Genomic DNA, 21,075 nt, shown 5'->3' on the forward strand with positions numbered 1-21,075 from the left:
AAACCTGGCACCAGAAATACAGATCAACACAAGGATTTTCAGTATGTCTTTACAGGAAGAAGAACTTGTTTCCGCCCGCACTGAACAGGGAAGCCATGCTCCGTCGCTGCTTGATGAAATCATGGCACAAACCCGTATCCAGCCCGGCGCTGACGGTTATGATATTGCCCGTCAGGGCGTAACAGCTTTCGTTGCCAGCCTCCTGCAATCAAGCTCACCAGCAGAACCGGTAAATAAACTGGCCGTAGATAGTATGATTGCGGACATTGATGCCCGTATCAGCCGCCAGATGGATGCGATTATTCACGCCCCTCAGTTTCAGCAATTAGAGTCATTCTGGCGTTCAATGAAAGCCCTGGTGGATCGCGTTGATTTTCGTGAAAATATTAAAGTTAATATCCTGCATGTAACCAAAGAAGAACTGCTAGACGATTTCGAGTTCGCGCCAGAAATTACTCAGTCAGGTTTCTATAAGCATGTTTATTCCAGCGGATTCGGCCAGTTCGGCGGTGAACCTATTGCCGCCGTATTAGGCGCATATGAGTTCAAAAACACCACGCCGGACATGAAGTTGCTGAACTATGTTAGCGCCGTCGGCGCTATGGCTCATGCTCCTTTCCTGTCTTCCATATCGCCGGAATTTATGGGGCTAAACTCCTGGACTGAGTTGCCGAATATCAAAGATCTTTATGCCATCTTTGAAAGCCCGGCCTACACAAAATGGCGCGCCCTGCGCGATTCTGAAGACTCTCGCTACCTGGGGCTTACCGCTCCGCGTTTCCTGCTCCGCCAGCCGTATTCTGCCACCGAAAATCCAATCAGGAGTTTCAACTACGCCGAAAATGTCAGCCACAGCCATGAACATTACCTGTGGGGCAATACCGCCTGGATGCTGGCGAGTAATGTAGCTGACTCGTTCGCGAAATACAGATGGGCCCCCAATATTATTGGTCCACAGAGCGGCGGCGCAGTAAAAGATCTGCCGGTACATCTGTATGAATCAATGGGGCAGATTCAGGCCAAGATCCCGACAGAAGTGCTTATCACTGACCGCCGTGAATTTGAGCTGGCTGAAGAGGGATTCATCACCCTGACTATGCGCAAGGGCAGCGATAACGCGGCATTTTTCTCCGCTAATTCAGTTCAGAAACCTAAGCATTTTCCGGGCAAAGATGCAGAAACCAACTACAAGCTGGGTACACAGTTACCTTACCTGTTCATTATCAACCGACTTGCACACTATATTAAAGTTCTGCAACGCGAGCAGCTGGGATCCTGGAAAGAAAGAAGCGACCTGGAGCGGGAACTTAATATTTGGGTCCGCCAGTATGTTGCTGACCAGGAAAACCCACCAGCTGATGTCCGCAGCCGTAAGCCCCTGCGTGGCGCTAAAGTTGAGGTACTGGATGTGGACGGCGAGCCTGGCTGGTATCAGGTGGCTATTTCCGCACGACCTCACTTTAAATACATGGGTGCGTCATTTGAATTGTCCTTAGTCGGGCGATTAGACAAGTGATACCGGAGCGCGAAAGGCCTGCCGGATCGCTGTTTGAGCGTCTGGAAAACCCTCCTGCCAGAAACTGGCGGGGGGGCAGTAATATTGATGCTTTCAGACAGTCAATTCGCCAAAGCCTGCGTAATATCCTGAACACCCGCTCCGGCAGTTGTCGGGGCACCCCGGAACTGGGCATCGAAGAGCCGGAAGGGTCTGATAATTACCGCATCGCCATGAGCCGGGCCATCGTGCAGTGCATTGAGTGTTATGAACCCCGAATCTCACATGCTGAAGTTCTGGCGGAACTTCCTCAGGCGGCAAGCCCTCATGAAATCACTTTCCATATCACAGCTTGGGTGACATTTAACGGCATCGACGATGTGCTTGAATTTGATATGGCACCAGACGGCAGTCAGCATTATCGGGTGGAGTAGCAAAATGGAATTCGAAGAACGCTATTACAGGCAGGAACTGAATTACCTTCGGCAGTTAAGCAAGCAGCTGGCGACCGAAAAACCACATCTTGCACGGTTTCTGGCTGAAAAAGGAGCCGACCCGGATATCGAGCGTCTGCTGGAAGGCGTGGCTTTTCTGACGGGCAATCTGCGCCAGAAAATTGAGGATGAGTTTCCTGAGCTGACACATGGCCTGATCAAAATGCTGTGGCCCAATTATCTGCGTCCGGTGCCATCGATGACGCTAATTGAATACAGCCCGGATATGGATAAAACCTCCGTGCCGGTATGCATCCCCCGTAACGAACAATTCACAACCGGGGCTAAAGGGACTGAAGCGAACCAGGTATTGTCTGCGTACTCCGACAATGAGCAAGATGTTGCCCCGCCCTGTACCTTCACTCTCTGCCGGGATATCTGGCTATTGCCCGTTCAACTGAATCAGGTTGAGGATCGCAGTACGCCACGCCATGGCATCATTGATATTACATTTGCCGTCGCACCGGGTACGGATTTAACTACCCTGGATCTGAACAGACTGCGCTTCTGGTTGGGCAATGATGACAACTACACCCGTTACCAGCTGTATCTGTGGTTTTGCGAGTATTTACAGGGCGCAGAGTTAATTACGGGCGAACAGTCAATCCCGATGCCTGAATTTATGCTGAAAGCCGTCGGATTTGAGTCTGAGGATGCTATGCTGCCTTGGCCAGGTAACGTCCACAGCGGCTACCGCGTTCTCCAGGAATTTTTCTGTTACGCCGACAGTTTTCTCTTTTTTGATGTGCGTGGCATTCCAGCACTACCAGCCAGTTTGCAGGAGAACCGTTTCACTCTACGGCTGCGTTTTTCACGCCCCTTACCCGTGGATCTCCAGTTACATCGCGGCTCCCTACGTTTGTACTGTGCGCCCGCCATTAATCTTTTTTTCCATCATGCCGAAGCGATCACGCTGGATCACCAGCGGGCAGATTATCCGCTGATACCCAGCCGCCATTATCCGGATCATTACGACATTTTTTCGGTTAACGCGGTGGTGAGCCAGACCCAGGATATATTTAGAAAAAAAGAGTTTGGGCAACCCGTTACCACTCCCTCTGTACGTCAGTGGCCTGCCTTTGAAAGCTTCAGCCATCAGATGGAATACAGCCGTAAACGAGAAGTCGTCTACTGGCAGCATCGAACAAAGACCTCGCTGTTTCACCGGGGCTTTGAACATACTCTGGCTTTTATCCATGCCGATGGTAGCCACCCGGATTCTTCACTGCTCAATAATGAAGTGGTCTCAGTATCGCTGACCTGTACCAATCGTGAATTACCGGTACAGCTCTTGCCTGGCGATATCACAAGTACAACAGGTAAAAACGCGGCCGTGGCGTCATTTCGCAATATCACGCGCCCCACGCCACCACTCTGGCCGGTTATAGATGGCAGCCTGCACTGGTCGCTGCTTTCTGCCATGAACCTGAATTATCTTTCACTGCTGGATACTGCCGCGCTCAAACAGGTGATAGCCAATTTTGATCGCCACGCCATTCACCATCCACAGATGGCTCGTCTTTCACAGCAGAAGCTTGACGCCATAGAACGGCTGGAAACCAAACCTGTTGATCGCCTATTTACCGGAATACCGGTACGCGGTCTAGCATCCACTCTGTATATCCATCCGGGACCGTTTGTTTGTGAAGGAGAGATGTACCTGCTGGGCGCAGTTTTGTCGCACTTCCTGTCGCTGTATGCCAGCGTCAATTCATTCCACATGCTTACCGTTGTCAACGCGGAAAGCCAGGAGTCATGGAAATGGGCGGAAAGAACCGGGCAACACCCGCTCATCTGAGTCCGGATAATACTCCGGCACAGGATGACCAAAACACATTACGGGAGAGTTTTCTTCAGGATGCCTGCGCCTGTAATTTTTTCGCACTCTCAGAACTGCTGCACCGGCTGGCATCAGAAGATAGCGAAACACCTGAATTATCGCTGGATACGCCTCCGGCCCAGGAAAGCATTCGCTTTCTGGCTGATGCCAGCCTGGGGTTTCCGGTAAGTGATGTCAGCGCGCTGGAGCAGGATACGTCCGGGCAGTTTCGAATGACCACGACCTTTATGGGACTACAGGGCAGTCAGTCTCCCTTGCCCGGTTATTACCTCGATCATCTGGCTTGGAAATCCGTGCACGAGCAAAGTCCGGTTAGCGATTTTCTGGATATGTTCAACCATCGACTGACGCAATTTGTCTGGCATATCTGGCGTAAGTACCGCTACCACGTCAGTTTCCGGAATGGCGGCGTAGATGCGTTCTCACAGCGGATGTATTCCCTGGTTGGGCTGGGCCACCGGCAGCTGCGTGATCGGCTAGCAATCAATCACAGCAAAATGTTGGCTTATGCAGGAATACTGGCGAATCCAGGACGTTCGCCGGAAATCGTCTGCTCGCTGGTCGCGCACTGTTTCGATTTAAATTTAGCTGACGTAACGCTGCAAAACTGGCAGTGGCGGATGGTGGAAATAGAGCCGGATCAGCAGAACAGTCTTGGATGTTACACGATTAAAAACGGCGAAAAACTGGCCTGTCGATCGGTGCTAGGCAATTTTGTACTCGGGACGAGTGTTCCCGATCTCAGTGGTAAATTTCAGTTAAGCATTAATAAGTTAAGTCGTAAGCAGTTTCTCTCGTTCTTGCCGTCTGGAGAAAACTTTCTGCCGCTGGCGATGTTTGTCTCCTTTGTCCTGCGCGATCAGCTTGCCTGGGATTTACACCTGGGACTGGCGCCGGAACAGGTGAGCACTATGCGGCTGGGCGATACCAAGAGCGCACTGCTGGGCTGGACGTCTTTTCTCGGCGAGCCGGGAGAACATCCCTCAGTCGCCATCCAGGTCAGGGAGTAAAACATAACTATTATGGAGCATGATATGGCAGAAGGAAAAGCCCGGCAGCAGACGCTTTCACTGCATGTCGTTAACGGCAGTGAACTGGAAAGTGGGCGCGCAGCCCGTTGTGTGTTCACTCAAGGCGGGGATGTGGGCCACAGTAGTGAGTGTCACTGGTCAGTTCAGGACAGGCATCAGGATATTCCGGCGAAAGCGTTCACCATCAGCCTTCATGATGGCACATTCTGCCTGCATCCGCTGGCCGCACCACTCTGGCTAAACCAGGCCAAGGTCACGGCAGCCTCGGATCTGGTGCAATTACGCCAGGGCGATGAGATTCAGACGGGGTATCTGATACTCCGGGTTTATCTGAACCGGGACGGGATGCGCAATTACGACGAAGAGATGGCCACCCCTGAAACCATTGTTTCTAACCACGACGTTCTTTCAGACACGCTGCTGTCCACTGACGGTACACCGGAATATCCTGGGATGCCATCGCGCCACCAGCTGGCAGATACCATTGTTAATGGCTTTTCCACCGATCCATTGCAGGCACTGCGTACCGAAAGTCTAACGATGAGGGATGATCCTCTTGCGGCAATCACACCAGTCCGCTCATCCGCCCCGATGTCCGATCCGGTCAGCCATGGTGGGATCAATACACCGTTTATGGATCTACCGTCTATGTATGCCGATCCGCAGGACGGCTATGATGACGCGATTTCATCGGCAGAGGCCGCGCAGCGCCATCTTGCCATCACCCCGTTGCTACGTGGCCTGGGCGGAACGCTTGCCGTCCATAATACGGCGGATGCCGATGATTTTCTGGAAGAAGCAGGAAGAACATTGCAGGCTGCTGTTAAAGGGTTGCTTGAGCTACAGCAGCACCGCAACAGTCTATCTGATAAACATCTGCGCCCGCTGGAAGATAATCCGCTGCGCCTAAATATGGACTATACCACTGCACTGGGCGTGTTGTTTGCCGAGGGAAGAAGCCCGGTACATCTCGCCGCCCCTGCCGCCGTCAGCGAAAGCCTTCGCAATATCCGCCATCATGAAGAAGCAAACCGTGCCGCCATCGTGGAATCGCTGCGCGTTCTGCTGGACGCCTTCTCACCACAGAGCCTGCTGCGCCGCTTTGTGCAGTACCGCCGCAGCCATGAACTACGCAAGCCGCTGGATGATGCCGGAGCCTGGCAGATGTACTGCGATTATTATGATGAGCTGGCCTCCAGTCGACAGCAGGGCTTTGAGATGCTGTTTAACGAAGTGTATGCCCAGGTCTATGACCGGGTACTTCGTGAGAAGCAGCGGGAGCCGGAAGCATGAGCAGACGCTTGTGCCGTGCCTGGATGGCAGTGGCATTACTTACCGTCGCTTTAACTGGCTGTGAAACCGCCAAAAAACTCGGTCAGGTTATCAAAAACCCGGACATTCAGGTCGGCAAACTTGCTGACCAATCGTCACAAGTGACGATTACGTTACTGACCGAGCCTGATGCCAACATCAATGCAGACGGTGAAGCAGCGGCGGTGGACATGCAATTGGTTTACCTGAGTGATGATTCGAAATTACAAGCTGCGGATTATGACCAACTCGCCAGCACCGCCTTACCGGAAGCGCTTGGGAAGAACTATATCGATCACCAGGATTTCAGCCTGCTGCCCGACACAATAAAAACCCTGCCATCGGTGAAGATGGATGAGAAAACGCAGTTTATCGGCGTGATTGCCTACTTCTCCGACGATCAAACCACACAGTGGAAACAAATCGTACCGGTGGAAGGGACAGGACACCACTACCGCCTGCTGGTTCATATCCGGCAGAGCAGTATTGAAATCAAAAAGGAGGATGATTAACGATGGCAACCACGCGAAACAAGGTGATGTGGCGGGAAGGGACGCTGATGCGCCCGCACCATCTCCAGCAGCAGCAACGTTATAATGATTATGTGAATAATCTGCGATTCCGTGCCGTTCATGATTTATCGTGGGGGTTTACGGAGTTGTCCATCAATATCGAGTTGCTCGCACAGGGTAAAATCATGCTCGATAGCGCATCGGGCACAATGCCGGATGGCACCGTGTTCTCCCTTCCAGATCAGGATGCGCTACCCGATCCCCTGCATCCTGACAGTTTTCCCGATGAAGAAAGCCGTAATGTCTATCTTGCCTTACCCGTCGCCAGCGATGTCAGAAGCGAAGTCAGCTACGGGCAACAGATCGGGCGTTACCGACTAAACGATGCGGATGTCCGGGATCTGCATTCGGAGAATGGTGATGCACGAGCACTGACGGTAGGCCAGTTAACCCCTCGCATCATGAGCGGGGCGGATGATATGAGTGCGTATGTCACGCTGCCACTGTGTCGTATCAAGGATAGGCGTGCAGACGGTTCTTTGATGCTGGATGAAAGCTTTATCCCGTCCTGTCAGAACATCCATGTCAGCGCACGGCTGCGTGAATTTCTTCGCGAAGTACAAGAAGCGGTCGGCGGTCGGGCCAATGACCTGGCTAACCGTATTGGTTCGCCGGCGCAAAGTGGCATTGCCGATGTGGCGGAATTTATGATGCTGCAACTGCTCAACCGTAACCAGACACGATTCACCCATCGCGCCCGCAGGCCACAGCTTCATCCAGAAGCGTTTTATCTCGATCTTGCCGGGCTGCTGGGCGAGCTTATGACATTCACCGAACCATCACACCTGCCCTGCCCACTGGATGTCTATGATCACCGTAATCTGACGGACACATTCAAAACACTCTTGCCGGAAGTGAAGCGGGCACTGCATACCGTCCTGTCTCCTAGAGCTGTTAACCTGCCGCTGCATTTGCGCGATGGCATCTGGCAGGCTGATGTACATGACTCAACCCTGCTACAGTCAGCCACCTTCGTGCTGGCAGTGGCAGCAAAAATGGAGACGCTTCAGCTTCAGCGCCAGTTTATTCAGCAATCAAAAATTTCCTCACCGGAAAAAATTCGCAATATGGTCAGCGTGCAAATCCCCGGTATCCCGTTGCATACGCTGATGGTGGCCCCACGCCAGCTTCCGTACCATGCCGGTTTCAGCTATTTCGAACTGGACAAGAGCGGTGCAGCCTGGGCGGATGTGGCGGCCACAGGTGCCGTTGCCCTGCATGTGTCCGGTTCGTTCCCGGACCTGAATATGCAACTGTGGGCGATAAGAGGATAAGACGATGGATGAGCTATCACTGTCCCAGTCCCCTCTACTCGGACACGAAAGCGAAGGCCCCCGCCAGTACCAGCTTTCGCTTCGCGGCAACAGTCTGAACCCGATGATCGACGCTGCCACGCCGCTGCTGGGAATGGTGATGCGTGTTGCAGGGATGAACAGCAATGCTATGCCCGAACATCTGTTCACTCAGGTGGTGACCGATGTGCAGGCAGTAGAGCAGCTACTCCAGGAGCAGGGCTATGAACCAGGCGTAATCATCTCGTTTCGTTACATCCTGTGCACCTTTATTGATGAAGCGGCATTGGGAAATGGCTGGTCCAACAAGAATGAATGGATCAAACAGTCGTTACTGGTGCATTTCCACAATGAAGCCTGGGGCGGTGAAAAGGTCTTTATTCTGCTGGAGCGCCTGATGCGCGAGCCAAAACGCTACCAGGATCTTCTGGAGTTTTTGTATGTCTGCTTTTCGCTGGGCTTTCGCGGGCGTTATAAAGTCGCGCCTCAGGATCAGGGGGAGTTTGAGCAGATATACCGCCGTCTGTACCACGTATTACATAAACTGCGCGGCGATGCGCCCTTTCCGCTGCTGCATCAGGATAAAAAAACTCAGGGCGGACGCTACCAGCTCATTAAACGACTGACTATCCGGCATGTGTTAACCGGCGGCATCGTCGTGCTGGTGATGTTTTATCTGTTCTATCTGCTGCGCCTGGATAGCCAGACGCAGGACATTCTTCATCAGTTAAACCGGCTGCTCGCCAGGTAAGGACACATATGATCCAGATTGATTTGGCCACACTGGTAAAACGGCTTAACCCCTTTGCGAAACAGGCTTTGGAAGCCGCTGCCTCAGAATGCATGAGCCAGCAAGCGGCAGAAATTACTGTCAGCCACGTACTGATCCAGATGCTGGCTATCCTGCGCAGCGACTTACGGGTAGTTACTGAACGCGCCGGGATCGATACCGATGATTTACGCCAGGCGCTGACCGTGGAAAATTACGCCACGACCCGCTCAGTAGATAGCTATCCATCGTTTTCCCCGATGCTGGTTGAATGGCTGAAAGAGGCCTGGCTGCTGGCGTCAGCTGAAATGCAGCAAACAGAGTTGCGCGGCGGCACCCTGCTGCTCGCTCTGCTCCACTCACCGCTGCGCTACGTGCTGCCTGCAGCCGCTCGACTGCTCACCGCCATCAACCGTGACCAGCTACAGCAGGATTTTGCCGGATGGACGAAAACGTCCGCCGAGTCGGTTATGCAAAGTGAAGACGGACAGACCATAAGCGCCGTAGCCGATACCGGCGACAGCCTACTTGCCCGCTACGCCAGGAACATGACCGATGATGCTCGCAATGGCAAACTCGATCCGGTTTTGTGTCGCGATCATGAAATCGACCTGATGATAGATATTCTCTGCCGCCGCCGTAAAAACAACCCGGTGGTGGTCGGTGAGGCTGGCGTCGGTAAAAGCGCGCTAATAGAAGGGCTTGCGCTGCGCATTGTCGCAGGCCAGGTACCGGACAAGCTACGTGACACCGATATTATGACCCTGGATCTTGGCGCACTGCAGGCCGGCGCATCCGTGAAAGGCGAGTTTGAGAAGCGGTTTAAGGGGCTAATGGCGGATGTCACTCAGTCGCCAAAACCCATTATTCTGTTTATCGATGAGGCGCACACGCTGATTGGTGCGGGCAACCAGCAGGGCGGGCTGGATATATCTAACCTGCTAAAACCTGCGCTGGCGCGCGGCGAGCTGAAAACCATTGCTGCCACCACCTGGAGCGAATATAAAAAATACTTCGAGAAAGACGCCGCCTTATCGCGTCGTTTCCAGTTGGTCAAAGTAAGTGAACCTAATGCTGCCGAAGCCACCATTATTCTGCGTGGCCTTTCGGCTGTATATGAACAGTCCCACGGCGTACTGATCGACGATGAAGCGTTACAGGCAGCGGCAACGTTGAGCGAGCGTTACCTTTCTGGACGCCAGTTGCCAGATAAAGCCATCGATGTACTGGATACCGCCTGCGCGCGGGTAGCGATAAACCTCTCCTCTCCACCGAAGCAGATTTCCGCGCTGACCACCTTGCTCCACCAGTGCAAAGCGGAGATGCAACTGCTTGAACGTGAGATCCGCATCGGTTTGCGCTCAGACACCTCAAGGTTGACCGAAGTGTGTGTTCAGTATGACGAAACGCTGACCAAACTCGATGAGCTGGAAGCGGCGTGGCATCAGCAGCAAGCGGTGGTACAGGAAATTATCGCGCTGCGTAAGCGGCTACTGAACGAATCGGAAGCAAACGACAAAGAAGAAAACATCGCGCCGAAAGCGGCGGCGTCCGACGATATTGCGGTTTCAGTGAATGAGCCATCCAACGAAGATGCCGTGGCTATGGATGAGTCGGTAGTCGCGCAGCCGGAACCAGAAATCTCCCCAGCAACGCGTCTGGCACAGTTAACCGCTGCACTCGAGACTCTGCACGATACACAGCTACTGGTTTCCCCCCACGTCGATAAAAAGCAAATCGCCGCCGTCATTGCCGAATGGACAGGTGTGCCTCTTAACCGCCTGTCGCAAAACGAAATGTCGGTTATCACCGATCTACCACAGTGGTTGGGCGACACCATCAAAGGCCAAGATTTGGCGATCAACCATCTACATAAACACCTGCTTACCGCACGCGCCGATCTGCGCCGTCCGGGGCGGCCGCTCGGCGCATTCTTGCTGGCTGGCCCTAGTGGTGTCGGTAAAACCGAAACCGTGCTGCAACTGGCAGAACTGCTCTATGGCGGTCGCCAGTACCTCACCACTATCAATATGTCGGAGTTCCAGGAGAAACATACCGTCTCGCGCCTGATTGGTTCCCCTCCGGGCTATGTCGGCTATGGCGAAGGGGGCGTGCTGACCGAAGCCATCCGTCAGAAGCCCTACTCCGTGGTGCTGCTCGATGAAGTTGAAAAAGCGCATCCAGACGTGCTTAACCTGTTTTACCAGGCCTTTGACAAAGGTGAGATGGCCGATGGCGAAGGACGTCTGATTGACTGTAAAAACATCGTCTTTTTCCTCACCTCCAACCTCGGTTATCAGGTGATTGTCGAACATGCCGATAGCCCGGAAACCATGCATGACGCGTTGTACCCGGTACTGGCTGATTTCTTCAAACCTGCGCTGCTGGCACGTATGGAAGTGGTGCCTTATCTGCCGCTGTCTCGTGAAACACTCTCCGTCATTATCGCCGGGAAGCTGGCGCGACTCGATAACGTCCTACGCACCCGCTTCAGCACTGAGGTGGTGATTGAGCCGGAAGTGACCGATGAAATCATGCAACGCGTTACCCGCGCTGAAAACGGTGCGCGAATGCTGGAATCGGTTATCGATGGTGAGATGTTGCCACCACTGTCCCTGCTGCTACTGCAGAAAATGGCGGCGAACACAGCAATTGCCCGCATCGTACTGGGCGTGAAAGATGGGGCATTTACTGCTGACATCACAGATGCACCGGATCGCAGTCAGGCAGACAACATTCAGCCTGAACCGGAAGCAGAGGACGAAACAGTTCTATGAGCAGAATGCGGGCGCTCCTGATCATGATACTGCTGCCGGGAATCTTCCCCGGCGCAGTACAGGCAGAAACATCAGCAAAACAAGCGGCTGCCGTACTGCCTGGGATAGCGGTGCACAAAGCAAACGCGCAAACAACACTCAGCGCCATGATGGCCTGTCGCCAGGAGCCAGCTGCTCTGGAACGACTTGACTGCTATGACCATATTCTGGCACCGGAGCAGCCAGGCTTTGATGGTGCATTGGTAAAGGCCCGTTATGAAGGTGAAGCCTGGAAGCGAGCCTTTACTCAGGAGAAACAGCGTCCAGACAACTCCACCACGCTAATGATGACGCAGAGCGGCGGAGAGCGGCCAACGGTAATTATCACGACACCCGCTATCGGCAACGTACCACCTCGTCCGGTGCTGATGTTCAGCTGCGTAGATAACATCACACGAATGCAGGTGGCGCTGACCCACGCCATGACTCCCTCTGATATCGCTGTAACGCTAACAACGGATACCCGGCGAATTCAGACACGATGGTTCATCCGTGAGAACGGAACGCTGCTCGAATCCAGCCGGGGCTTATCCGGCATTGACGAAATCAAACAGCTTTTCGACGCAAAGACTCTGACCATCGATACCGGTAAGGAAAATGCTGCCGGGAAGCTGACATTTAACATTGACGGCTTGGCAGAAATCATCGCGCCGCTCCGCGACGCCTGCCACTGGGCGGGAGAGTAAAACTATGGACTTACGTGACCCGGATATCTGGATTTCTCATCTGCTGGAAAATCTACCTGAGGACAAACAGGCCTCCGCGCTTAAAGACAATAATCCTGACTGGGAATATATTGACGGTGAAATGCTTAAGCTCGGCTCGCTGGCTCATAGTCAGTTAAATATCCCGGACATTCAACACCGGGGGTTGGTACTCCTGGCCACGGAAAGCAAAGATTTTCGCCTGCTGGCGCATCTGTTGCGTACCCTGCAACATGCGGGCGATCCCTTGCTGGCGCTGCGTTTGCTGGTGCTGTACGTGGAGCATTTCTGGGCGCAGGCCGCACCACAAAATGCCGTACATAAACAACGTTTTGCCGCTCAGGTTATTAAACGCTTTGAAGCCGGAGTGGAAAGCTTCGCAGAAAATGCAGATACCACACAGCGCGACGGTCTGTTGGCGGAACTGGCAAAACTAGCACTGCGCTGGCAGGAGCTTAATGTCCCTGCACTGGCACAGGCTGTAGACGACCTCTCATCGCTGTATCGCCGGGCATTTCACGCAGCCCAGCCTATGCAGCCAGCACCGCAGTCTGCCAATGCACCTGCGCTCACAGCCCCAATGCCCTCTCAGGTATCGGCGACGACATCCAGCCTCGCCGCTGTCCCAACCGTCGATATTGAAAGCCATGATGACAAGGCCTGGCGCGACACGCTGCTGAAAGTCGCCGCCATCCTGTGCGAGCGCCAACCGGATTCGCCGCAGGGCTATCGCCTGCGCCGCCATGCATTATGGCAGGCCATTACATCCTTACCTCAAGCTGAAAGCGACGGGCGGACACCGCTGGCGGCGGTACCCGCTGATATGACCGCCGATTACCAGACCCGCCTGAACAATGCCGACCTCGCGCTCTGGCAGCAGGTGGAAAAGAGCCTGGTTCTGGCCCCGTACTGGCTCGATGGTCATTATCTTTCGGCGCAGGTTGCTCAGCGCCTGGGGAACACCTGTGTAGCAGAAGCCATCCGGGATGAAGTTTCTCGTTTTCTCGCTCGCCTGCCGCAACTTGCCACCCAGCTGTTTAATGACCGCACGCCATTTATGAGCGAGCAGACAAAACAGTGGTTAGCAACGTCTCCGGGCGGTCAGAGAGCCTCAAATATGCGGACCGATGAAGATACAGAGGCCGTCCATGAGCTTTTCAGCGAAAAAGGGCTGGAAGCCGCATTGCAATACCTGGAAAAGCTGCCGGAAGGCGATCCGCGCGATCTGTTTCATCGACAGTATCTTAGCGCACAACTAATGGAAGAAGCCGGGATGGCGCTGCTTGCACAGCAGCAGTACCGGATGTTGTTTGAAGCAGGGCTACATATGATGCTGGCTGATTGGGAGCCGTCACTGCTGGAGCAACTAAAACAAAAATTCATGGCAGAAAAATTATAAAGTAACAAGGAGTTACTGTGTTCAGATTATCAACACCTCGACTTTTCAGCAATCTGCGATCCGCCCTCGCCCCGGCGATGCCCCGCTTTAAGGTTTCCGCCGCCTGGCTTCTGGCATTGGCGTGGATTGTGCTGCTGGTATGGATATGGTGGAAAGGCCCGACATGGTCATTATACAACGAGCAGTGGCTTAAACCGCTTACGAACCGCTGGCTCGCGACGGCAGCCTGGGCGCTCACGGTGCTGGTATGGCTGACAGTCAGGGTAATGAAGCGCCTGCAACAGCTGGAAAAGCAGCAAAAACAACAGCGTGAAGAAGGAAAAGATCCGCTGACCATAGAGCTGACGGCCCAGCAACGTTATCTTGATCACTGGTTGCTGCGTCTGCAACGTCATCTCGACAATCGTCGCTACCTGTGGCAACTGCCGTGGTATATGGTGATTGGTCCATCCGGGAGCGGCAAAACATCGCTGCTGCGCGAAGGTTTTCCATCCGACATCATTTACGCCCCAGAGGCTGTGCGCGGCGTGGAGATGCGCCGGTATGTTATCCCCTACGTGGGAAAACAGGCCGTCATTTTTGATGCAGACGGTATCCTCTTTGAGCAGCAGGAGGCGGATGTGCTGCACCGCCGTCTGTGGACAACCATGCTCGACTGGCTGGTACAAAAACGATCCCGACAGCCGCTGAACGGTCTGATACTGACACTGGATCTGCCCGACCTGCTGACCGCCGACAAACGCCGCCGGGAGCACCTGTTGCAAATACTGCGTGGACGTTTGCAGGATATACGTCAGCACCTTCACTGCCAGTTACCTGTGTATGTAGTGCTGACCCGGCTGGATTTACTGCACGGTTTCGCCGCGCTATTTCAGTCTCTGGACAGGAACGATCGTGATGCCGTTCTCGGTGTCACCTTTACCCGCCATGCCCATGAAAATGACAACTGGCGTGTGGAACTGGATGCGTTCTGGCAGACCTGGGGCGAACAGCTCAATAACGCTCTACCGGAGCGGATGTTAACTCCAGGTTCACGCAGCTCCCTTTTCAGCTTTGTCCGCCAGATACAGGGAAGTCGCGAGCCTCTGGTGTCGCTGCTTAATGGCCTGTTGGACGGTGAAAATATGAACGTCATGCTGCGCGGCGTGTACTTCACCTCCTCACTGCAACGCGGCCAGATCGACGATATCTTTATGCAGTCTGCCGCCCGTCAGTTCCACCTGGGCAATAGCCCGATGACCGCCTGGCCTCTGGTGGATACGGCCCCCTATTTTACCCGCAACCTGTTCCCTCAGACCTTACTGGCAGAGCCTAACCTCGCAGGTGAAAGCCGCGTCTGGCTGATGCAATCCCGCCGACGGTTATCCGTGTTTTCTGTCACCGGCGGCATCGCCGCGCTGCTGCTGATTATGGGCTGGCATCACTATTATTATAATAACTGGCAATCCGGTATCACCGTGCTGGAACAGGCAAAAGCTTTTATGTCCGTACCGCCACCACAGGGGATGGACGATTACGGCAACCTGCAACTGCCGTTGCTCAACCCAGTGCGTGATGCCACGCTGGCTTACGGCGACTGGGACGATCGCAGCAGCCTAGCCGATCTGGGATTGTATCAGGGTAGACGTATAGGCCCTTATGTGGAGCAGACCTATCTGCAACTACTGGAACAGCGTTATCTTCCGGCGCTTTTTAATGGCCTGGTCAAAGAGATGAATGCTGCGCCAGCGGAGAGCGAGGAAAAGCTTGCGGTAGTGCGCGTCATCAGAATGCTGGAGGATAAAAGCGGACGCAGCAACGAAGTGGTGAAGCAGTATATGGCAAAACGCTGGAGCGATAAGTTCCATGGCCAGCGTGACCTCCAGGCGCAACTTATGTCTCACCTGAACTATGCCCTGCAACATACTGACTGGCACGCAGAACGTCAGGCAGGCGACGCCGACGCCATTAGTCGCTGGACGCCGTATGACGCCCCGGTGCTGGCAGCCCAGAAAGAACTCAGCAAGCTCCCTGTCTACCAGCGTGTTTATCAGAGTCTGAAAACGCGTGCGCTTGGCGTGCTGCCTGCCGATCTGAACCTACGTGACCAGGTAGGCGCCACGTTTGATCAGGTGTTTACCTCCGGGGATGATAATAAACTGATTGTTCCGCAGTTCCTCACCCGTTACGGCTTGCAGAGTTATTTTGTCAAACAACGCGATGCGCTGGTCGAACTGACGGCAATGGATTCCTGGGTACTCAACCTTACCCATAGTGTGAAATACAGCGAGGCTGACCGGGCGGAAATCCAGCGTCAGCTCACCGAACAGTATCTCAGCGACTACACCGCCACCTGGCGTGCCGGGATGGATAATCTGAACGTGCGCAGCTACAAATCCATTGCTGAACTGACCGGCGCCCTGGAGCAAATTATCAGCGGCGATCAGCCACTCCAGCGGGCGCTGACGGCACTGCGCGACAATACACGGCCTACCGTACTGTCTGAAAAGCTGGATGACAAAGCGCTCCAGGAAGCCATAGCACAGCCCGATTATCAGTTACTGACGCGCCTGGGGCATGAGTTTGCGCCAGAAAACAGTACGCTGGCAGTACAGAAAGATAAAGAAAACACTATGCAGTCAGTCTATCAACAACTGACTGAACTGCATCGTTACCTGCTGGCGATCCAGAACGCACCACTACCGGGAAAATCAGCGTTGAAAGCTGTGCAGCTTCGACTGGATCAAAATAGCAGCGATCCCATCTTCGCCACCCGTCAGATGGCAAAAACATTACCTGCTCCGCTTAACCGTTGGGTAGGAAAGCTGGCCGACCAGGCCTGGCATGTTGTGATGGTAGAAGCGGTACACTACATGGAAGTGGACTGGCGCGACAACGTGGTCAAACCCTTTAATGAACAACTCGCCAACAACTATCCGTTTAATCCGCGCTCATCTCAGGATGCGTCATTGGATGCATTTGAACGCTTCTTTAAACCTAACGGCATGCTGGATACCTTTTATCAGCAGAATCTGCGTCTGTTTATAGAGAACGACCTGAGCCTCGGGGACGGAGACAATAGCGTCATCATTCGCGAGGATGTCCGCAGACAACTGGAAACCGCACAGGAGATTCGAGAGGCATTCTTCAGCCGCCAAAATGGGCTTGGTGCCCAGTTCGCCGTGGAAACCGTATCGCTCTCCGGCAATAAACGGCGCAGCGTACTCAATCTTGACGGTCAGTTAGTGGACTACAGCCAGGGCCGCAATTATACCGCGCATCTGGTATGGCCTAATAACATGCGTGAGGGCAATGAAAGTAAGTTGACGCTGATTGGCACCGGCGGTAACGCACCGCGCAGCATCAGTTTCAGTGGACCATGGGCGCAGTTCAGACTGTTTGGCGCAGGACAACTCACCGGCGTACAGGATGGTACTTTCAGCGTTCGCTTTAACGTGGACGGTGGCGCAATGGTGTATCGGGTACATACAGACACGGAAGATAACCCGTTCACCGGCGGGCTATTCAGCCAGTTCCGGCTACCGGATACCCTGTACTGAGGAGGCCAAAATGAGCAAGGACATACTCACACAAACAATTATTACCGGCAGCGATCCGCGTGGCCTGCCGGAATTTAGCGCCCTGCGGGAAGAGATCAACAAATCCTCTCACCCGTCGCAGCCAGAGTTGAACTGGAAACTGGTGGAATCGCTGGCGCTGGTGATTTTTAAAGCCAACGGAGTGGATCTGCACACGGCGACTTATTACACCCTCGCGCGCACACGCACACACGGGCTAGCCGGATTTTGCGAAGGCGTGGAGCTGCTGGCGGCAATGATAAGTCACGAGTGGGATAAATTCTGGCCCCAGGATGAACCCGCTCGTATCGGGATGCTTGATTGGCTCAATACCCGAACCGGTAATATCTTGCGCCAACAGCTTTCCTTTTCAGACACTGACCTGCCGTTGTTGTATCGGACTGAGCGCGCATTGCAATTGATTTGCGACAAACTCCAGCAGGTGGAACTTAAACGCCAGCCCCATGTAGAAAACCTGCTTTATTTTGTGCTGAACACGCGTAAACGGCTTGAGCCACAGCCGAAAAGCAGCGCAGATTCTTCGTCACTGGCCAGTATCAGAACGTTGATCTATGCCCCTGAAAGCACAAAGCCCGTCAAGGAGGAAAACTTCCCGCCTCTCCCCGACCTGCCAGAAATGAAGGTGGAAGTCCACCACGGCACCCCGGAGAATACGGTAGCCGTAGCCAGCGCCACGTCAGGTCGGAACGCCATAAGTTTTATGGCGGGAACTGCCTGTACGGCGGTAGTCGCTGCCGTCCTCTGGTGGTGGCAGGTATACCCGATGCAACAACAATTAGCTCAGGTCAGAGATTCGGCGCAGGGCGCAGCAACAGTCTGGCTGGCTTCGCCAGAGCTGGACACTTACGGGCAACGACTACAACCGCTTCCTGACACTTCACCACTGCAACTACTGGAAACAGGTATGCAGATGGTGCGAACCGCAGACAGCCGCTGGCCGGAGAGTCTCCAACAGCAGCAGGCAACAGCGCAGTGGAATGAAATCCTGAAAACCCGCGCACAAAACAGCCCACAAATGCGTGGCCTGCAGCAGGCACGCCAGAATTTGCGCGACTTTGCCGACCTGATGATGAAGCGGGAAACAGAGAAACAGGGCTTTACCCTTTCCTATATCAAAACCGTTACCTGGCAGGCGGAACGACTGCTGAATCAGGAAACGCCACTGGAATCCCTGCTGACACAATATCAGGATGCCAGGGCCCAGGGACTGAACACGGAAGCCCTGGAAAAACAGATCAATGAACAACTGAATGGCGTATTAAGCCGTTGGCTACTGCTGAAAAACAATGTGGTACCTGAGTCGGTAATTAATGGCAAGCCCCAAAACAATAGTTAATTCAAGGAGATTTATATGGCTAACTTAATCTATTTAACACTGAACGGTGAAAAGCAAGGATTGATTTCAGCAGGTTGCTGTTCACTTGACTCTATCGGTAATAAAGCACAGTTACAGCACCTTGATAATATTATGGTATATGAACTGAATCATGGGTTAAGTCGAGACCAGAATGTCAATCATCATTCAGTTACGATAAAAAAACCTGTCGACAAATCTTCTCCTTTGCTGGGAAAGGCCATAAATGACAATGAGATATTGACCTGCACTTTTGATTTTTATCGAACTAATAGATTTGGTATTAATGAAAAATTTTACAAGCTGGAATTAAAAAACGCCAGAATAAGTGATATTAACCTTTCTGTTGCGCATGTAATAATTGATAGTGAAGCACAACCTCAAGAAAGTATTTCTTTTATATATGAATCAATCAACTGGGAGCACTGCACTGCCGGGACAAGTGCATACAGTTTATGGGATGAGAGGGTCTTTTAATGAAATTTTTTCACAAGGAGCACTTATGACATTAAGGAATAAAAGCCCGTTAAATGGCTCTATTCACAAAGGCATTCCTGAAACTGAGCGAACTCAGAGGGATAAGCTGAATACTAATGCACCTGAAAGGAAATCATTAACTGATACTGATAAACTCAATATATGGAAAAAAATAAGAGCAGATGCCTACAAGGAAAAGAAAGAAAATTGGAATATATATGATAAGTTTATTTCCCAAGCAATGTCTGAAATGAACGGATATTTATCAAAATATCCTTCATATACTCGTCTGGACTGGCTATGGATAAAGGCGATGTTATGGACAGAAGGTGATGCAGATGGGCATAAATATGAATGGGAACACAAACCATTACGCATTGGTGTTCCGGGGGATAAAGCTGCTCCAGTTGTAATAAATGGATCGGAGGCGGTGAAATTGGTTATTCCTTCTGGCTCAACATGGCAAGGTATCACGTCAAGTAATCTGATAGCAGATCCACATATGAATATCAGAGCTGCAATTGTATACTTAATGAATAGGTTATCAAAATCGGATATTATTTCTGTAGATGATTCAAACGACAAAGCCCCTCATACTGTAAAAGTATCTGCTATTAAAGGTCATGGCACATTTTCCGATATAGTCAAAGACACAAATCAAATAGGCACCACAATGGATATTTTAATAAGGGAAAATCCTGGTGTGAACCCCAGTAAAGTTCATGATGGCCAAGAATTACGATACCGCAAGGGTAGCATGCAAAGAGCTATTATAGGATGGATATCGCCAATAACGGCTAACGTTATTGCAAAAGGTTATAATGGTGGAGGAGATTCTAAGTATGCAGAAAAATTGTCTTATGTATATGCATTATTTACCTCTGCAACAGGAAATAAAAATCAATGATTAGTATTGCACGAATTTTTATAATATTAGCCACGTTGATAATTAGCATTTCCTTAATCCATAGAGCAAATGCAAATAATGTTTATTATCTCAGTAAGAACAATTGTGAATCAGGGGAAGAGGCAGAACTTGTCGACTGCCTGAGAAATGAAGTCATTGAAAGCACTATAACGCTGAGAAAGGCCGAAGATAATATCAGATTGCGTATACACAAATGGTCTGAAGTCAAAAGTGCAGCACTGGATGATGCTATCCCGATTGCACTTTACAGGCTGGATAAATCTAATCAAGAGTTTATTCGTTATCGTCTTGCTCAGTGCTCGTTTGCGGAATCATGGGGAAATGGTGTGGGTAGTTTTACTCGCATATATTCCTGTATGGCTGAACTAAACAGGCAAAGAGCCGAACAGTTAATACATGCTAACATTCCAGATTATACAGAGGATATAAAATAACCATGATCCGTTTACTGCTATGCTTTTTACTTTTTATATGAAACTTATCATATTCAAGCGATGAATCTGAATATCCCAAAACATATACTCCAGGAGAATATTATTATTTGTCTTCTAAAATACCAAAAGAAGTTCGTCAAGTAAGCTTATATACTGATTATTGTATTATTTACCTATCCTTTTCATTAACAAAAAAATCAGATATGGATGATACTGTAGAAAACATACATAAATACTGTGCAAACTTAGACACATGGAACAGTAAACTGAAGATAAAGTATACTAATAACCATGAGGTCTTACTAATGTTGACTATGACAGATGATGCTATTTTTCTTTATCATGACTATGAAGATAAAACTGTTAAATAGGGCATAAGGTTGCCGGAGAGCGACTGTCCGATATTACTTTAACAAATCATCTCATAAAGGAAATTATAATAAACTATAATACTTACATATATTATCATTATTCCGAATGAAGGAAATAATTTTTAAGGATATGAATCAGTGAACATAAAAAATCTTCTATTCATTTTATTTATATGCAACGCTGCCAGCGCGCACGAAATAAAATTATCT

16 protein-coding genes are annotated in these 21,075 nt (G+C 51.7%); all 16 read left to right on the top strand.

What is annotated here, in order from left to right:
* Positions 1-43 precede the first annotated feature (43 nt).
* Genes tssC through ACIPDS_RS07580 form a run of 16 tightly spaced genes read left to right on the top strand, consistent with a single transcriptional unit; the run spans position 44 to position 20,494 of the window.
* Positions 44-1,516: a type VI secretion system contractile sheath large subunit gene (tssC, locus tag ACIPDS_RS07505; RefSeq protein ID WP_400734301.1), complete on the top strand. Its 1,473-nt coding sequence runs from the start codon at positions 44-46 to the stop codon at positions 1,514-1,516.
* Positions 1,513-1,929: a type VI secretion system baseplate subunit TssE gene (gene tssE / locus ACIPDS_RS07510; RefSeq protein WP_400734303.1), complete on the top strand. Its 417-nt coding sequence runs from the start codon at positions 1,513-1,515 to the stop codon at positions 1,927-1,929. The genes tssC and tssE overlap by 4 nt, the downstream gene beginning before the upstream one ends.
* 4 nt (positions 1,930-1,933) lie before the next feature.
* Entirely contained in the window at positions 1,934-3,787 is a 1,854-nt protein-coding gene (tssF, locus tag ACIPDS_RS07515; RefSeq protein ID WP_400734305.1) for a type VI secretion system baseplate subunit TssF, read from the top strand.
* Positions 3,751-4,839 carry a type VI secretion system baseplate subunit TssG gene (gene tssG, locus ACIPDS_RS07520; protein ID WP_400734307.1) on the top strand — a complete coding sequence of 363 codons (1,089 nt, stop codon included), beginning with the start codon at positions 3,751-3,753 and terminating at the stop codon, positions 4,837-4,839. Before tssF ends, tssG begins: the two co-directional genes overlap by 37 nt.
* A 24-nt stretch (positions 4,840-4,863) precedes the next feature.
* Entirely contained in the window at positions 4,864-6,153 is a 1,290-nt protein-coding gene (gene tagH, locus ACIPDS_RS07525; RefSeq protein WP_400734309.1) for a type VI secretion system-associated FHA domain protein TagH, read from the top strand.
* Between the two features lie 23 nt (positions 6,154-6,176).
* Positions 6,177-6,683, top strand: coding sequence for a type VI secretion system lipoprotein TssJ (gene tssJ / locus ACIPDS_RS07530; RefSeq protein WP_400734714.1), 507 nt, complete (start codon positions 6,177-6,179; stop codon positions 6,681-6,683).
* 2 nt (positions 6,684-6,685) lie between these two features.
* On the top strand, positions 6,686-8,017 hold the full coding sequence (gene tssK / locus ACIPDS_RS07535) for a type VI secretion system baseplate subunit TssK (RefSeq protein ID WP_400734311.1): 1,332 nt from the start codon (positions 6,686-6,688) through the stop codon (positions 8,015-8,017).
* 4 nt (positions 8,018-8,021) lie between these two features.
* The gene (gene icmH, locus ACIPDS_RS07540; protein ID WP_400734313.1) at positions 8,022-8,786 is read left to right on the top strand and encodes a type IVB secretion system protein IcmH/DotU; all 765 of its coding nucleotides are present in this window, start codon (positions 8,022-8,024) and stop codon (positions 8,784-8,786) included.
* Between the two features lie 8 nt (positions 8,787-8,794).
* Positions 8,795-11,581, top strand: a complete 2,787-nt coding sequence (tssH, locus tag ACIPDS_RS07545; RefSeq protein WP_400734315.1) for a type VI secretion system ATPase TssH — start codon at positions 8,795-8,797, stop codon at positions 11,579-11,581.
* Positions 11,578-12,306, top strand: a complete 729-nt coding sequence (vasI, locus tag ACIPDS_RS07550) for a type VI secretion system-associated protein VasI (RefSeq protein ID WP_400734317.1) — start codon at positions 11,578-11,580, stop codon at positions 12,304-12,306. The genes tssH and vasI overlap by 4 nt, the downstream gene beginning before the upstream one ends.
* A 4-nt stretch (positions 12,307-12,310) precedes the next feature.
* Positions 12,311-13,723, top strand: a complete 1,413-nt coding sequence (gene tssA, locus ACIPDS_RS07555) for a type VI secretion system protein TssA (RefSeq protein ID WP_400734320.1) — start codon at positions 12,311-12,313, stop codon at positions 13,721-13,723.
* 17 nt (positions 13,724-13,740) lie between these two features.
* Positions 13,741-17,262: a type VI secretion system membrane subunit TssM gene (tssM, locus tag ACIPDS_RS07560; RefSeq protein WP_400734322.1), complete on the top strand. Its 3,522-nt coding sequence runs from the start codon at positions 13,741-13,743 to the stop codon at positions 17,260-17,262.
* Positions 17,263-17,272: 10 nt separating this feature from the next.
* Positions 17,273-18,637 carry a VasL domain-containing protein gene (locus ACIPDS_RS07565; protein ID WP_400734324.1) on the top strand — a complete coding sequence of 455 codons (1,365 nt, stop codon included), beginning with the start codon at positions 17,273-17,275 and terminating at the stop codon, positions 18,635-18,637.
* 15 nt (positions 18,638-18,652) lie between these two features.
* Positions 18,653-19,132 (top strand): Hcp family type VI secretion system effector, encoded by a 480-nt coding sequence (locus tag ACIPDS_RS07570; protein ID WP_400734326.1) that lies wholly within the window; start codon positions 18,653-18,655, stop codon positions 19,130-19,132.
* Positions 19,133-19,157: 25 nt separating this feature from the next.
* Complete coding sequence (locus tag ACIPDS_RS07575; protein ID WP_400734328.1) at positions 19,158-20,039, top strand: hypothetical protein; 882 nt, start codon at positions 19,158-19,160, stop codon at positions 20,037-20,039.
* The gene (locus ACIPDS_RS07580) at positions 20,036-20,494 is read left to right on the top strand and encodes a lysozyme inhibitor LprI family protein (protein WP_400734330.1); all 459 of its coding nucleotides are present in this window, start codon (positions 20,036-20,038) and stop codon (positions 20,492-20,494) included. Before ACIPDS_RS07575 ends, ACIPDS_RS07580 begins: the two co-directional genes overlap by 4 nt.
* The last annotated feature ends 581 nt before the right edge of the window (positions 20,495-21,075 follow it).

This window comes from Kluyvera sp. NPDC087067 (genome assembly GCF_044745165.1).
In the GTDB taxonomy this organism is placed as follows: Bacteria; Pseudomonadota; Gammaproteobacteria; order Enterobacterales; family Enterobacteriaceae; genus Kluyvera.

What these genes read in the sequence shown, in the direction of transcription:
- tssA (WP_400734320.1), top strand. Translation starts at nt 12,311, where the DNA reads ATGGACTTACGTGACCCGGATATCTGGATTTCTCATCTGCTGGAAAAT.
- tssH (WP_400734315.1), top strand. Translation starts at nt 8,795, where the DNA reads ATGATCCAGATTGATTTGGCCACACTGGTAAAACGGCTTAACCCCTTT.
- vasI (WP_400734317.1), top strand. Translation starts at nt 11,578, where the DNA reads ATGAGCAGAATGCGGGCGCTCCTGATCATGATACTGCTGCCGGGAATC.
- ACIPDS_RS07570 (WP_400734326.1), top strand. Translation starts at nt 18,653, where the DNA reads ATGGCTAACTTAATCTATTTAACACTGAACGGTGAAAAGCAAGGATTG.
- tssC (WP_400734301.1), top strand. Translation starts at nt 44, where the DNA reads ATGTCTTTACAGGAAGAAGAACTTGTTTCCGCCCGCACTGAACAGGGA.
- ACIPDS_RS07575 (WP_400734328.1), top strand. Translation starts at nt 19,158, where the DNA reads ATGACATTAAGGAATAAAAGCCCGTTAAATGGCTCTATTCACAAAGGC.
- tssF (WP_400734305.1), top strand. Translation starts at nt 1,934, where the DNA reads ATGGAATTCGAAGAACGCTATTACAGGCAGGAACTGAATTACCTTCGG.
- ACIPDS_RS07580 (WP_400734330.1), top strand. Translation starts at nt 20,036, where the DNA reads ATGATTAGTATTGCACGAATTTTTATAATATTAGCCACGTTGATAATT.
- icmH (WP_400734313.1), top strand. Translation starts at nt 8,022, where the DNA reads ATGGATGAGCTATCACTGTCCCAGTCCCCTCTACTCGGACACGAAAGC.
- tssG (WP_400734307.1), top strand. Translation starts at nt 3,751, where the DNA reads ATGGGCGGAAAGAACCGGGCAACACCCGCTCATCTGAGTCCGGATAAT.
- tssK (WP_400734311.1), top strand. Translation starts at nt 6,686, where the DNA reads ATGGCAACCACGCGAAACAAGGTGATGTGGCGGGAAGGGACGCTGATG.
- tagH (WP_400734309.1), top strand. Translation starts at nt 4,864, where the DNA reads ATGGCAGAAGGAAAAGCCCGGCAGCAGACGCTTTCACTGCATGTCGTT.
- tssJ (WP_400734714.1), top strand. Translation starts at nt 6,177, where the DNA reads ATGGCAGTGGCATTACTTACCGTCGCTTTAACTGGCTGTGAAACCGCC.
- ACIPDS_RS07565 (WP_400734324.1), top strand. Translation starts at nt 17,273, where the DNA reads ATGAGCAAGGACATACTCACACAAACAATTATTACCGGCAGCGATCCG.